Source organism: Saprospiraceae bacterium, from assembly GCA_016709995.1.
Lineage (GTDB): Bacteria > Bacteroidota > Bacteroidia > Chitinophagales > Saprospiraceae > JADJLQ01.
In genome coordinates this window covers 1071303-1086064 of record JADJLQ010000001.1, presented here as the reverse complement: position 1 = coordinate 1086064, position 14762 = coordinate 1071303, and the positions used below count along the sequence as shown (strand labels likewise).

Here is a 14762-nt window from a genome sequence, read left to right as displayed (position 1 = left end):
ATTATAGAAATTGGCATTCAACTGTAATACATGTATACTCAGCCTTTATTGATGATGGATTAGCAGCTTGCTTCTTTATAGGTACAATGTATTTTGAATCAGTAATGGCTTTTTCTTATTTTACTTCCAACTGGTCAGAATTTGAATAGGCTTTGCCCCTCAATTTTTCAAACAGGGCTATCATTTCATTTAATTTTTCAGGATGCTTAGCAGCCTGATTTTCCTGTTGACCTTTGTCCGTCTTCAAATTGTACAGTGCATATTCCAGAAAATTTCCGAGTTCTATATTGACGAACTCATTGATCGTAGGGCCATTGTATGGAGGTATAAGAGCCCAATCACCTGCTCTCAAAGCAGTTCTTGAAGTAGCTTCCAGTACCAAGGCTGATCTACCGACAGTATCTTTTCCCAATAGTGTCTCCAGCAAATTTTCGCTATCCTGAGTAGATTCTTTGCTACCTACCAGTTTGGCTAGTGAAGCGTAAAGATCGAGTTGAGAAATCAAAGCATCGGACACTTTAGGAGCGATCTTGTTTTTCCAATACACCACAAATGGGACCCGGGTACCAGCATCAAAAAGACTGTATTTTCCACCCCGCAGACCTCCAGCTGGTTGATGATGGCCATTTTTTTCAACTGCATCATCATAATATCCATCGTTTAAGACAGGTCCGTTATCACTGGACAGGATAATCAATGTATTGTCCAATAGTTTTTCTTTTTCCAACGTACTGTACAATTCTCCAATGTCCCAATCGGCTTCTGCGATAGCGTCGCCACGTGGCCCTAACCCGGTAGCACCAACGAATCTTGGATGCGGGGTCCTGGGGACATGCGGCTGTTGCAAAGCATAATATAGAAAGAACGGCTGCTTTTTATTTTTAACGATATAGTTTTGGGCTTCTTTCAAAAAAGTATCTGCCATGTCTTCATCGATCCATTTAGCTGCTTGACCTCCTTTCATAAAACCAATCCTGGAGATGCCATTTATGATGCTATTATTATGTCCATGATGCCACTTCATTTTTAATAATTCCGGATTTTCAAGACCGGTTTTTTCACCTTCAAAATTTTTATCATAATTGATCTCAATTGGATCGGAGGGGTCCAGATTGACTACTGAGCCATTTTGTATATATACTGTAGGCACGCGGTCCTGTGTAGCTGCCATGATATAGGAATAATCAAAACCAACTTCATTGGGTCCCGGACTGATATGTTGATTCCAGTCCGTGTCACCTGCTCCTAAACCCAAATGCCATTTGCCTACAATCCCTGTTGTATAGCCTGCACTTTTTAGCATTTTAGGAACAGTACTGATCGAAGTATCAATAATTAATGGTGCAGAGCCAGGCAAAATTTTAGCTTGTTGGTTTCTCCATGGATATATGCCGGTCAATAAACCATACCGACTAGGGGTGCAGGTAGCTGAAGTCGCATACCCATTTGTGAATTTTACACCACCACGCACCAATCTATCCATGTTGGGTGTTTTAAAGTCAGTGGCACCATAAGCGCTGATATCACCATAGCCCAAATCGTCTGAGTAAATAATGATAATGTTAGGAAGTTTGGGGGCGTTAGATAAAGACTGACAGGAAGATAATAGTACGAGGAGGGCAAAAAATGATATTGCTTTTATTGACATATGCTTAGAAATTTTTTTGGACCTAAATCAAGAATAAATAGACACAATCAAGTAATTAATAATTCCCCGGAACATTTAAATTGAAAGCAGCTTACTCATTCAAAGGTTTGGATGATCAATTAGTTTACCATCGTATTTTAAAAAGGGAATAAGGATTAAAGGCCTTCTTTATTTTCGATTGAGGCGATTATACCATCCATTCTCTTTATAAATATTAATAAAGTGCTGATCTAATTCCTTTGAATCTTTGTATTTTATTCTGAGATCTGCCAGCTTTGCAGTCATATTTTTGACGATGTCGGCATAGGCAGGATCAGCGTATACATTATTCATTTCCTGCGGATCTTTTTTGCGATCATACAATTCCCATTCGTCGACATCATCATAAAAGTGCACCAATTTATACTCTTTCGTCACAGCACCGTAATGTCGTTTTACCATATGTACTGCCGGATATTCATAGTAGTGGTAATACACCGCATCCCGGGTCCAGGCGGTATCATTGCCCTTCAACAAAGGCACCAGGCTTTCTCCTTGCATATCCTTGGGAGCTACGATGCCTGCTATTTCTAAAAAAGTCTGAGCAAAATCTAAGTTTTGAACCATTTCGTCATTGGTGGTGCCAGGTTTTATCATATGTGGCCATCTAATCAGAAGAGGAGTTTTAAATGATTCATCATAGATAAATCTTTTGTCAAACCAGCCATGCTCTTCTAAATAAAATCCCTGGTCAGAAGTATACACGACAAGGGTGTTTTCTGCCAACCCACTTTCGTCTAAATAGTCAAGTACCCTGCCAACATTGTCATCAACTGAAGAAATACAAGCCAGGTAATCCTGCATGTACCTCTGATACTTCCATTGCATTTTCTCTTTATCATTCATCTTGGGCCATCTGGCTTTAAATGAAGCATTGATCGAATCGATAATAGGATCGTATAAGGCTTTTTGATCAGCATTAGCACGATTGTAGGGACCAGTAAAACCATCTTTAATCATTGGCATATCCGGGAGCACTTTGCCCATTGATGCCAAAGTTTCTGGCCTGATTTTGCTATCGTGTGTATACATCATGTGCCTGAATATGTTCATTTCCGCTGACTTAGCTGCAGTACCCCGGTTTTTATAATCATCAAATAAAGTAGCGGGCTCTGGAAAGGTTTTCGTAGAAAATTCAGCCATTTTATCAGGCCTTGGCCACCAGGGTCGGTGAGGTGCTTTATGCAGATACATCATCATGAATGGCCTGGTAGTATCTCTTTTCTTTGAAAGCCAGTCCAAAGTGAGATCGGTGATAATGTCTGTCGCGTAACCCGTTATGGTAGTATCTCCACGTGAAGTATTAAAAGAAGGGTTGATATAATCTCCTTGTCCAGGCAAAATCATAAACTCATCTACGCCTTTGGGATTGTTGCCAAAGTGCAATTTGCCGAACATGGCAGTCTGATACCCTGCTTGCTGGAATAATTGCGGAAAAGTGAGCTGAGTAGTATCAAAAGGCAGATTATTGTCAATTTTTCCATTAAGGTGATTAAACTTTCCCGTCAAAATGGTAGCACGGGAAGGTGCACAAATCGAATTGGTGACACAGGCATTTGAAAACAACATGCCTCCTTTTGCGATCCGATCGATATTAGGCGTTTTGATCAAATGATCGCTGTAAGCACTGATCGCCTGATAGGCATGATCATCTGCCATGATAAACAGGATATTCGTTTTTTTTGGTGTACGGCTTTCTTCTTTTTTGGTGCAAGCACTTATAAAAAAAAGACAAGTTGCTAAAAAGAAAACGATTGATTTCATATGATGTAAAATGAATTAATATGTGGAAAGATAATATTTAACTTTATAAATCGAATGCTAGTTGTAATGTTTAGTTTTTAATAATTTGAGATAATTTTTTTTTCTGAATGCACTTTTTATTTTCTCGACATTCTTAGGAGAGCTTTGAAGAGGGGTTTTTATGTTTTTCTTGTGAGCAGCATCATGGATAAATGGGATTCAATTGACAAAATTTATAATTACTTTGACAATAGGGCAAGTCATGTTATCTTGGTAAGGCATAATTGATGCAAATTTTAAAAATATATCTAGCAATGATTAATAAAATAATGTTCACTTGTTGTTTTGCGATACTGGGTCTGCAAATGTCGATAGCCCAACTCCGACTGCCAGCCATATTCGGTGACCATATGGTATTGCAACAAAAACAAATCAATCCAGTATGGGGATGGGCTACTCCCGGCGAAACGATTACAGTAGAGATTAATGGTCAGAGCCAAACTACAAAATCCGATCTTAAAGGTAATTGGAAAGTAAAACTAATGCCCCTGCCGGTTGGTGGTCCATACCGATTAAATATAGCCGGAGAAAAATCAAAATTTTTTTTCGACGATGTGCTTGTAGGCGAAGTATGGATTTGTTCCGGTCAATCGAATATGGAATGGCCTGTTAAAAATACCAATAGTGCAGAGTTGGCTATATTGACTGCCAATGCGCCAAATATTCGGTTGATCACGGTGCCTAGGGTCGGCACTGATCAAATTAAAAACGATTTTGAGGGTGCCTGGACTGCTTGCACTCCTGAGTCTGTAAAAGACTTTTCTGCGATTGGATATTTTTTTGGTCGTCGTTTGTGCGATGCCTTAAATGTACCCATAGGACTGATAGATGATTCCTGGGGAGGGTCTGCTGCTGAAGCCTGGGTCAATAAAGATATATTGTTAAAAGACCCTAAGTATAATGACCTCATGGCTTGGTGGAAAGACAAGGAACTACACTATAATTACGAATTGGAAGTCACTAATTGGAAGAAATCTTTGGAAGCATGGGAAGCCTTGCCATCCGGCCTGCGAAACACACCCAGGCCTCAGCGACCAGGTGATTTAATGTCAGGCAATCAGCGACCAGCCAATATATACAATGGGGTATTACACCCGACTATAGGCTATGGTATAAAAGGAGTAATTTGGTACCAGGGAGAATCCAACGCAGGTCGGGCATATCAATATCGGGATCTTTTCCCTTTGATGATTCAAAATTGGCGCGAGGAGTGGGGTCAAGGCGACTTTCCGTTTTATTATGTACAATTGGCTGATTTTCAAAAAGAGGCCGATATGACTGGTGAAAGCAGCTGGGCAGAATTGCGCGAAGCGCAGACGATGACCATGGATAGATTGTCCAATACAGGACAGGCTGTCATCATCGATTTGGGTGAGGGGCGGGACATTCATCCACGACACAAACAAACTGTAGCTGATAGGTTGGCTAGATGGGCCTTGGCCAAAGATTACAATAAAGGAATATTGTTTAGCGGGCCCACTTATCAAACAATGCAAATCGACAAGGGCAAAATCATTCTTACTTTTAATAATGTGGGACAAGGGCTTTACGCTTTTGATACACCTGAGCCCAAAGGTTTTGCGATCGCAGGTGAGGATAAACGATTTGAATGGGCTGAAGCTAAAATCATTAGTTCAACGCAGATGGAGGTTTGGAGTGACCACATCTCCAATCCAGTGGCTATTAGATATGCCTGGGCTGACAATCCTGTATGCAATATGTATAGTCGCGATGGTTTGCCTATGATTCCTTTTCGCACCGATGATTGGCCAGGCATCACTTTTGGTAAAACCAGTAGATAAGGTTGATGAACGAAGTTCGGCTTTTATTTCAACTTATAATTCATACTCTTCCATCAAATCGATACAACCTTCTGTGGTAATTAAAAGGTCGTTTTCCAGTCTGATGCCAATGCTTTCTTCAGTAATATAGATCCCGGGTTCACAGGTGATGATCATTCCAGGTTGCAGCTCGGTATATCTATCACCATAATCGTGTACATCCATACCCAGGAAGTGAGCTACGCCATGAGGAAAATACTTTTTAATTTTTTGTTTCTCAGCTATCTCTGATGAGGGTACCAGCCCAAGTTGCAATAATGATTCGCCCATTTTTTCCTCCGCTATATCATTCAATTCTGCAATCGTTAAACCGGCTTTGACCACTTGTTTGACATTAAGGAAGACACTAAGCACTTGATCATAGACTTCAAACTGTCTTTTATTCATAGTCCCATCTATTGCTTTGCACCTGGTCATATCGGCAGCATAGCCATTGAGCTCCGCTCCAAAATCTACCAGGATAAGATCATCTTTCGCTAAAATCTGATGATTGGATTTATAATGTAAAGCGCACGCTGACGAGCCACTGGCTACAATGGGTTCGAATGCATGTATAGCTCCTTGTTTTTCAAATTGGTAGCTGATCTCTGCAGCGATTTCATATTCATGCATCCCTGGTTTGATCAGTGCATCGATGATTTTCCAGGTATCACCGGTGAGCTTGATAGCAGTTTTGATGGCTTGTATTTCTTCTTTTGTTTTGACTAAACTTAAATTTTTTAAAATGGGCTGCAGCCTATGGAATTGATGGAATGGGAATTGCGACATCAGGTGTTTACCATATCGTTCATTCCGATTTTCTATGATTAAAGGATAAGCTGCTTTTTCATTGCTATTAAGATAGACATTTTTGGCCCTGACAATGAGTGGATAGACTATGGACTCAAACTGATCAAACCAATAAATGTTTTTTACGCCTGATACTGATTCCGCCTGAGCTTTATCCAGGCAGGTACCTTCCCAGATTCTGATATGGTCGTCTGTCCTTCTGATGAACAACAATTCTCTTTTATGCTGATCCGGATGATCAGGAAATAGTACGAGGGCAGTGTCCTCCTGGTAGATACCACACAATCTCAACAAATCCTTATTTTGCCGAAAAGGGTAATATTGGTCCCCTGTAGATGGCATCTTATCATTGCTGTGGAAGATGGCAATACTGTCGGGTGCCAGATGTTCTATAACCTGGATTCTTGTTTTTTTGTAAAAGGAAACACTCTGTGGCGTAAAAATCATTTATAGGATTTTAAAGCTTGACTACCTTGGTACTCTGGATTGGAGGAATGGTTAGGTTATGATTTCTTAATTATTCCTGGTTGAGTAATAGGTTCACCTGAATCCTTTTTAGATTCAGCCACCATGTTTCTTACATCCTCCAATAGTTTTTTGGCATCATACACTATACCATCTTTAATCGTATAGAGTACTCCGCCAATTCTTTTTACCTGATTAGAATCATCCAGGGCGACTGCACCTGTACCATATAAGACTTGAAGGTTTTTTAGAGGATTTTCTTTAATGATAACCAGGTCAGCTAATTTGCCTGGTTCTACCGTCCCCAATTCTTTATCTATGCCTAAAGCCTGAGCTCCGTAAAGAGTAGCACTTCGGATGATTTCTAAAGGATGAAATCCTGCTTCTCTCAACAGTTCAAGTTCTCGGGGATATGAAAAACCATACAACTGATAGATGAATCCTGAGTCTGTACCTACAGTTACTCTGCCTCCCCGGTTTTTATACTCATTCACAAACATCATCCAAATTCGATAGTTTTCTTTCCATTCAACTTCTTGCTCCGTGCCCCAGCTATGCCAATAGGAACCATGCGAAATCCTACTGGGTGCATAAAATTTCCAAAGACTGGGCATGGTGTAGTCCTGGTGCCATTCTTGGAGCCTTGCCCTGGCGAGATCTCTATTGGCTTCATAGATGTTAAAAGTAGGGTCAAGGGTAAAGTCAAGGGACAATAATTCGTCCATAACCGCATTCCATTTTGGAGAACCTGGTTTGGCAGCCTGGAGCCATAATTTGCCAGCTTGGCCAAACCGATCCTGTTCATTGGCATAATTATAGTCAGGAGGATAGTCCTGTACGGTACGGGTATCGAATAAGGCTTCAGGAAGACCATACCAATGTTCCATCGTGGTGAGGCCAGCTCTGGCAGAGTTGAGCACATTCCATTGGGCTACATTCATTTGAGCATGATGGCAGGCAGACCGCAAGCCCAACCTTTTGTTTTCTTCGAGTGCGGCCTGCATGATATCAGGATTGGCTCCAAAAAATTTGATCCCGTCAGCTCCTTTTGCTGCATTTTCTCTCACCCAAAGGCGTGCTTGTTCGGGCGTGGTGATCGGCTCTTTTGCACCCATACCGAAGGCAGTATAGGCGAAAATGCGTGGTGCTGTGATTAGATTTTGAGCAGATTTCTTTTTTTCTTCCAATACCCAGTCCAAACCATTGCCTGCACTTGGGTCTCTTACGGTCGTGATGCCGTGAGCCATCCAAAGCTTAAAGACATACTCCGCATCAGCCCCCTGCGCATTGCCTCCGATATGTCCATGCATTTCTACAAATCCCGGCAACACATATTGACCTTCTGCCTGAATTTCCTTGCCACCAGGCAATAATTTGGGTCTGCCTGCTGAATCTATAGCTATACCCGGATATCCCACCTGTGTGACACTTTTGATCCTGTTATTTTCTACCACGATGTCAACAGGGCCGATTGGAGGTGCTCCATTGCCGTTGATTAGCGTTGCTCCTCGTATAATAAGTTGAGGATATGGCCCTGATCCATCTTTAACTTCTGGAGCTTTTATTACCTGGCTCCACCCCATAATAAAAGGTAAAAGCAATATGCCTACAATTGCAGCTCGATTCATCATGAAAATTTTGATAAAATTACCCTAAAATTTCATTTATTAACTATCCTAAGCCTTTAACTTGTTCAGGACAACAGCATCGTGCATTTAAATGGGTAAAGAGTCCTTATAAAACATAAAAAGTAATACCTTTAACCCCAGTTGAACGTGCATAATAGTTCACTAAATAATTTCTGAACTTATTGATTATCGTGTCCCTGAATTTGGTCAATCTTACTTTATACAGTTACTTAATAAATGTTGATACTTAAAATGGAACTGGTCAAGTGAACAGATATTTAATTCTTATACTTTTGCTCTTCAATGGTAGCAAAAATAGTATTGCTCAAAATATAATTGTAGGTGGTGGTCCCACGATTAGCACCTATTTTGGAGATCTGGCTCCTTACAATTTAAAGCAAAGTTTTTCTCAACTAAAGCCAGGTATTGGTTTATATTTTTCAAAAAGAGTATTAGATCCTGTGTATGTTGAATTAGATTTTGAAAAAAGCAGTGTGTCAGCCGATGACAAAGACCAAACTTCGGAAGGTCGAAAGGCAAGGAACTTATCTTTTAAATCCCCTTTAACTAGTTTGTCAGGCTTGTTAGGTTTTAGACTTGGGTTGTTAAAAAAAAAAGGGCTGGTATTACCGGAGGAGTAGGTATCACTGGATTTAATTTTGATCCACAAGCCAAGATAGATAACCATTGGGTTCGGTTGCATCCACTTCGTACGGAAGGTCAAGGATTGCCGGGTAGTGCCGCTAAGGCTTATTCACTTACCCAGGTTGCTTTATCTATTCAAGGTGGAATTTTTATTCGGATTAGCGAGAAATTTTATTTCGATATCGAGTTGACTCAATATTTTACTTCTACAGATTACCTGGACGATGTCAGTGGTGTCTATTATGACAACGATCTTTTGCGTCAATATAGGGGTGACCTGGCAGCCAGGTTGGCAGATAGACATACCGAATTGTTGCCTCCCGGTTCACCAAATTTTTCAGCAGGTACACCCAGAGGTAACCCCACTAAAAACGACCAGTTTGCTTATTTGAAATTTGGCATTTCAATCGCTTTGGATAGAAAACAAGGACAAGTTAGAAATTCAAATGTCAAATGTCCTCAAATCAGCAAAGACTGGTTCGAAAAATAATATATCTGCTTAGATTGCTTTCGGATCGTGCTTATACTTGAATATGAATGGGAATACCATACCGAGGACTAAAGCATACAGCGCAAAACTATTCCATATCTTGCCCCAATCTTTGATGCCACCAGTGGTGAAATAATCGACAGCATAGCCTGATATCCAGGTACCAAGAAAGGCCCCAATACCGTTCGTCATGAGCATAAACAAACCTTGAGCACTGGCCCGGATATTGACATTGGCTTCTTTTTCTACAAATAACGAACCAGAGATATTGAAAAAATCAAAGGCCATCCCATAGATGATCATAGACAATACCAGGAGTGGTAGACCACTGCCCGGATTGCCAATAGCAAACAAGCCAAATCTAAATACCCAGGCAAAGATGCTGATCAGCATCACTTTTTTGATGCCAAATCGTTGAAGGAAAAAGGGAATAGCCAGAATAAAAAGTGTCTCGGAGATCTGTGAGATTGACAAAAGCAGGTTAGGATGTTTGACTCCAAATGAATCAGGATAACTGGATTTAAAATCATCTAGGTAGGCGCCGCCCAGCGCATTTGTGATCTGTAGTGCAGCACCTAAAAGCATGGAGAAAATAAAAAAGATCAACATCTTATTATTCTTGAAGAGGACAAATGCATCCAGTCCCATAGCGGATATGAAACCTCTTTTTTCCTGGGTTTTAGCTGGGGGACAAGCTGGCATGGTAAAAGCATAAAGGCCTAATAGTAAAGCTGCCCCTGCACTTATATATAATTGCAGAGGGCTTTTGGTCCAGCCTGCAAAATCGATCACCCACATAGCCGCAATGAATCCTATAGTGCCCCAAAACCGAATAGGGGGGAAGGCTTTGACGATATTGTACCCTTTCTGCTCCAGGATGATGTAAGAGACCGTGTTGTTTAGTGCCAATGTCGGCATGTAGACCATACAATTAAGTAACATAATCGTATGCAGCGTGGGGTAGTCAGTCACTTTGGACGCCCAGATCAACAAACCAGCTCCCAGGAGGTGACATAGTCCGAGTACGCGCTCTGCATTGATCCATCTATCGGCTACTATACCCAAAAGAGCCGGCATAAACAAGGAAGCCAGTCCCATAGTACCATATATACTTCCCACTTGTACACCACTGAAGTGCAATACATTAAACAGGTATGCTCCCAGAGAAATCAACCATGAACCCCAGATGAAAAACTGTAAAAAATTCATCACCACTATCCTGATCTTGATATTCATGAAGTATGCTTTTTCTTGAAAATTAAGTGAGAAAGATAGTTAAATGATTCAAATTATCATCTGGTCGATTTGAGGGATTTATAGATTCGGCACCGATCAATATATTTCCTAAATTAGCACGGTGAAAAAGCGAAGACCATTTCTGATCGGGATCACAGGGGGTAGTGGTTCTGGCAAAACCTCTTTTATCAAAGAATTGAGATCAAAATATAACAATCAACAGGTTTGCATTATCTCTCAGGATGATTTTTACCATCCACGACAACATCAAAAAAAAGATGAGCAGGGCGTGGTCAATTTTGACCTTCCCACCTCACTTGACCTTAAAAAATTTGCCAATAGTGTCAAGGATCTCACGCTCGGCCACACTATTAACCTGGAAGAATATACCTTTAATAATAAAAAAATCAAACCTAAAATTCTAACTTTTTATTCTGCCCCGATCATCATCGTCGAAGGCCTATTTGTGTTCTCTGTCCCTATGATTCGTAAGATGCTTGACTTGAAAATATATATAGAAGCTAAAGAAAATCTGAAGGTAATCCGACGGATAAAAAGAGACCAAATTGAGCGCAATTATCCCCTGGAGGATGTGTTGTACCGATATGAAAAGCACGTGCTACCCGCTTTTGAAAGATATATCCTGCCGCATAAAGATGAAGTAGACATCATCGTCAATAATAATGACTCTTTTAAGCCGGCTTTGGCCATGATATCTGGTTATATTGACCATTTATTGTCCTCCTGATTGTTTACAAATAGCCAGTGCCATTAATGATCATATCTTTCTAATAAACTATACTAAAAAATATTTACGCTGAAAATAGCTATAATAGGAGGGGGTGCAGCCGGTTTTTTTGCTGCCATCAGGCATAAAGAAACATTTCCTGAACATGAGGTGACAGTGTTCGAAAAGACCACTAAAGTACTCGGGAAAGTAAAAATTTCCGGAGGAGGTAGATGCAATGTCACCCACGCTTGTTTTAACGTAAAAGATTTAATTCAATATTATCCAAGAGGGGGAAAAGAATTGCAAGGCGCTTTTTACAGGTTCCAGCCATCTGATACCATTCAATGGTTTGAGGCTAGGGGAGTCCTACTTAAAACCGAAGAGGATGGCAGGATGTTTCCGATAACCAACAAGTCTGAAACTATTATGGATTGTCTGACCACCACAGCGCAAGCACTTGGGGTTAGGCTACTTATGAGCCACTCCTTGTCAACTATTTTATGTGTTGGTACACAGTTTGAACTGAAGTTTTCCAATGATCAACAATATTTGATGGATCAATTGATCCTAACTTCCGGCTCCGGCCAATTGATCTGGGATGAATTGAAAAAACTTGGACATCATATTTGTGCTCCGGTCCCGTCCTTGTTCACTTTTAATATTTCGGATAAAAGATTATTCGGATTGCCTGGTATCTCCTGGCCTCTGGTCGAGATCACACTGCCTTCCTTAGGAATCAAGAGTACCGGCCCTTTATTGATTACCCACTGGGGACTCAGCGGGCCAGCCATCCTAAAACTTTCTGCATTTGGAGCTGTAGCTCTTCATGATATTGATTACAAATTTGAGATGGAGGTCAATTATGCATACCCTTTGTCAGCGAATGAGCTAAAGGAGAGCTTATTGTCGCTTAAAGAAAAAAATAAAAATAAACTTGTGATCAATACGCCTATCCCGGGATTTACATCCAGAGTATGGCAGATATGGATGTCACAAATTGGTATGGGTGAAAAACTCTGGCAATCAGTTTCCTTGAAAGATATATCGTCGATGATAGATACAGTTACTTCTATGAAGTTCAAGGTGGATGGGAAAAGTACGTTTAAAGAAGAATTTGTGACTTGTGGTGGAGTGGATTTGAAAGAAGTGGATATGAGATCTATGCAGAGCAAGCTCATACCTGGGCTTTATTTTGCAGGAGAAGTGTTGAATATAGATGCTTTGACAGGCGGTTTTAATTTTCAGGCTGCATGGACCACAGGATGGCTGGCTGGTAGCAACGGTTAAGGAAGTGTCTGGAAAATTAGCCTGTCACTAATTATACCCGTTCAGGAATGGGTGACAAAGTATAGATGCTGTGCATTTAGTCCTCAGAAGGTTAAAAATGATGTGACTATTCAATAACTGCAAAAATATGATCTTTGCATCCCTTTTATGTCGACCCTTCAGATCAAGACATCTTTTGCTGATATTTTTCGGTTTGCTTTGCCGATTTCAGTTTCAATATTGATACCACAAGTCAATTTTATCACCAACAATGTATTTCTAAGCAGACTTGGAGAGACCGAGTTAGGCACGGCTGGTATCACAGGAGTATATTATCTGATATTTACAGTCATAGGATTTGGTTTCAATAATGGACTTCAATCCTTAATGTCTCGTAGTGCAGGAGGAGGAAATCAGGCAGAGATTGGCAGATATCTGGCCCAGGCTATAAAGGTCATTTGCTTTCTGAGCATAGCCGGAGTCGTTTTTACTTATTTATTTGCCCCATACATTATGAAGTCCCAGTTACAGAACGGGGAAGTATTGGATTTAGCAGTGTCCTTCGTCAAAATTAGAATCCTGGGGTTACCATTTTTATTCCTTTACCAGATTGGAAATTCATTCCTGATCTCTACCAACAATACCCGATTTTTAATGATCGGATCGATAGCAGAGGCTGCCACCAATATCATTCTCGACTATATCCTGATTTTTGGCCACTTTGGTTTCAGACCCATGGGCTTTGAGGGTGCAGCCTGGGCTTCTATCATCGCTGAAGCTGTCGGTATGGTCGTAGTGCATAGTTTTTTGTGGTATAAAAAGCTGCCCCAGGAGTTTCGGGTATTAAGCTTTAAAGGGTGGGATAGATCAGCTACCTACAATATTTTTGACCGGTCAGCTCCTTTGATTTTCCAGTATCTGATCAGTATCGTAAGTTGGTTTTTATTTTATTTATGGATAGAAGATCTTGGTCCACGGGCATTGGCTATATCCAACACGATGCGCAATGTGTTTGGAGTGATCGGAGTATTTATCTGGGCATTTGCGGCTACCAGTAACAATATGGTGAGTAATATTATCGGGCAGGGCCATTTGGATCAAGTGATTCCATTGATAAAGCGTATTGCTTCCCTCAGCTTTTTCCTGGTATTACCCTGTTGTATTGCGCTTAATTTGTTTCCAGAGGTCTTTTTTAAACTGTATTCAGCATCTGATGCGTTTAACCATGAGGCTATCCCTGTCATCAGGGTAGTTACTGTAGCCATTTTAATTATGTCACAAGGGTCCATCTGGCTCAATGCCATCCTCGGCACCGGACTGACGAGAATCAACCTGGCCATTGAATTTGTCACCGTAGGGGTCTATGTGCTCTATACTTATACGGTAATCAAAATCAAGCACTTATCATTGCCTTGGGCCTGGGGCTCCGAGTTTTTTTATTGGAGCATACTATGGTTTGGCTCCTGGCTGTTTTTCCGGTTCTTTCCCTGGAGAGAAAGGTATAAGCGTTAGATTTGAATTTCTCCGAAAGGAATTATATTGAACTTTTAAGACCTTTGAAAGGTTTAAAGATAAGTTCTTTGAAAATAATGGGGCTGACTGGAATCGACAGGAGGGTCTGCTGGTTAGTAAGCATGTCGGAGCATGAGAGGTTACTCCGTAAAAAATAACTTTCAACCTTTAAGTGGCAACACTTATGCTATCGCTGCCTAATTCATAGAATTAGACCGGCTTTATGCCGTCGATCTGACACCTGATACAGGATCTACCGCATTCAAACCCGCTCTTAGGAGTGCTCAGGTTAGTTTTATCTCGACGCCACCGGAGATAGAGCGAAATTAATCGGAAGCTGCTTGATGAACATGGGAGTGTCTCTATCCTACCTCATCACTAAGACTCAAATAGAAGAATAAACATGTAGAAAGCTAATGAGTGCTTTGTCTGGACGGGAGTTCGAATCTCCCCAGCTCCACTTTTAAATTTTCGCGAGGCAAGCTTCCGATGGCGATTTTAGCTCGCCATCCGAAGAACTCCTTTTACTGGTAAAGGAAAACCAGAAGCTCTTAATTATAAATTGAGTGGCTTGTGGAGCAGAAGGATCACTGAGAAGCATCGTTTAATTTATTTAATTTCCAATTTGGATGAAATAGTCATAATAAGTTGTAAAGGACATTATGACTAA

The 14762-nt window shown here is 40.8% G+C and carries 12 protein-coding genes and 1 other RNA gene; 8 read left to right on the top strand and 5 right to left on the bottom strand.

All coding sequences use genetic code 11. The features are described 5' to 3' along the window. Window positions 1–115: 115 nt before the first annotated feature. Together IPJ09_04575 and IPJ09_04570 are read right to left on the bottom strand one after the other, a co-directional pair. Complete coding sequence (locus IPJ09_04575; protein MBK7370706.1) at window positions 116–1648, bottom strand: arylsulfatase; 1533 nt, start codon at window positions 1646–1648, stop codon at window positions 116–118. Window positions 1649–1816: 168 nt separating this feature from the next. Further along, the gene (locus tag IPJ09_04570) at window positions 1817–3451 is read right to left on the bottom strand and encodes a sulfatase (GenBank protein ID MBK7370705.1); all 1635 of its coding nucleotides are present in this window, start codon (window positions 3449–3451) and stop codon (window positions 1817–1819) included. 293 nt (window positions 3452–3744) lie between these two features. Here IPJ09_04570 and IPJ09_04565 point away from each other — a divergent pair, with 293 nt between their 5' ends. Further along, a complete protein-coding gene (locus tag IPJ09_04565; GenBank protein ID MBK7370704.1) occupies window positions 3745–5292 on the top strand; it encodes a sialate O-acetylesterase in 1548 nt (515 codons plus the stop codon). Between the two features lie 33 nt (window positions 5293–5325). Here the strand turns inward: IPJ09_04565 and IPJ09_04560 are convergent, their stop codons facing one another. Together IPJ09_04560 and IPJ09_04555 are read right to left on the bottom strand one after the other, a co-directional pair. After that, window positions 5326–6567 (bottom strand): aminopeptidase P N-terminal domain-containing protein, encoded by a 1242-nt coding sequence (locus tag IPJ09_04560; protein MBK7370703.1) that lies wholly within the window; start codon window positions 6565–6567, stop codon window positions 5326–5328. Between the two features lie 56 nt (window positions 6568–6623). Beyond that, complete coding sequence (locus IPJ09_04555; protein ID MBK7370702.1) at window positions 6624–8213, bottom strand: amidohydrolase family protein; 1590 nt, start codon at window positions 8211–8213, stop codon at window positions 6624–6626. Window positions 8214–8479: 266 nt separating this feature from the next. On the opposite strand from IPJ09_04555, the gene IPJ09_04550 reads away from it, so the two are divergent. Then, a complete protein-coding gene (locus IPJ09_04550) occupies window positions 8480–8854 on the top strand; it encodes a hypothetical protein (GenBank protein ID MBK7370701.1) in 375 nt (124 codons plus the stop codon). Between the two features lie 56 nt (window positions 8855–8910). Next, on the top strand, window positions 8911–9348 hold the full coding sequence (locus IPJ09_04545; GenBank protein ID MBK7370700.1) for a hypothetical protein: 438 nt from the start codon (window positions 8911–8913) through the stop codon (window positions 9346–9348). 9 nt (window positions 9349–9357) lie between these two features. On the opposite strand, the gene IPJ09_04540 is transcribed toward IPJ09_04545, so the two are convergent. Then, window positions 9358–10584 (bottom strand): nucleoside permease, encoded by a 1227-nt coding sequence (locus IPJ09_04540; protein ID MBK7370699.1) that lies wholly within the window; start codon window positions 10582–10584, stop codon window positions 9358–9360. Window positions 10585–10705: 121 nt separating this feature from the next. On the opposite strand from IPJ09_04540, the gene IPJ09_04535 reads away from it, so the two are divergent. The 5 genes from IPJ09_04535 (at window position 10706) to IPJ09_04515 (ending at window position 14762) form a co-directional block, all read left to right on the top strand. Continuing rightward, window positions 10706–11332: a zeta toxin family protein gene (locus IPJ09_04535; GenBank protein MBK7370698.1), complete on the top strand. Its 627-nt coding sequence runs from the start codon at window positions 10706–10708 to the stop codon at window positions 11330–11332. Between the two features lie 60 nt (window positions 11333–11392). Next, entirely contained in the window at window positions 11393–12601 is a 1209-nt protein-coding gene (locus IPJ09_04530) for an NAD(P)/FAD-dependent oxidoreductase (GenBank protein ID MBK7370697.1), read from the top strand. 147 nt (window positions 12602–12748) lie between these two features. Next, entirely contained in the window at window positions 12749–14092 is a 1344-nt protein-coding gene (locus tag IPJ09_04525) for an MATE family efflux transporter (GenBank protein MBK7370696.1), read from the top strand. 79 nt (window positions 14093–14171) lie between these two features. Then, window positions 14172–14555: a transfer-messenger RNA gene (gene ssrA, locus IPJ09_04520) on the top strand. Window positions 14556–14600: 45 nt separating this feature from the next. Then, window positions 14601–14762: a Txe/YoeB family addiction module toxin gene (locus IPJ09_04515; GenBank protein MBK7370695.1), complete on the top strand. Its 162-nt coding sequence runs from the start codon at window positions 14601–14603 to the stop codon at window positions 14760–14762.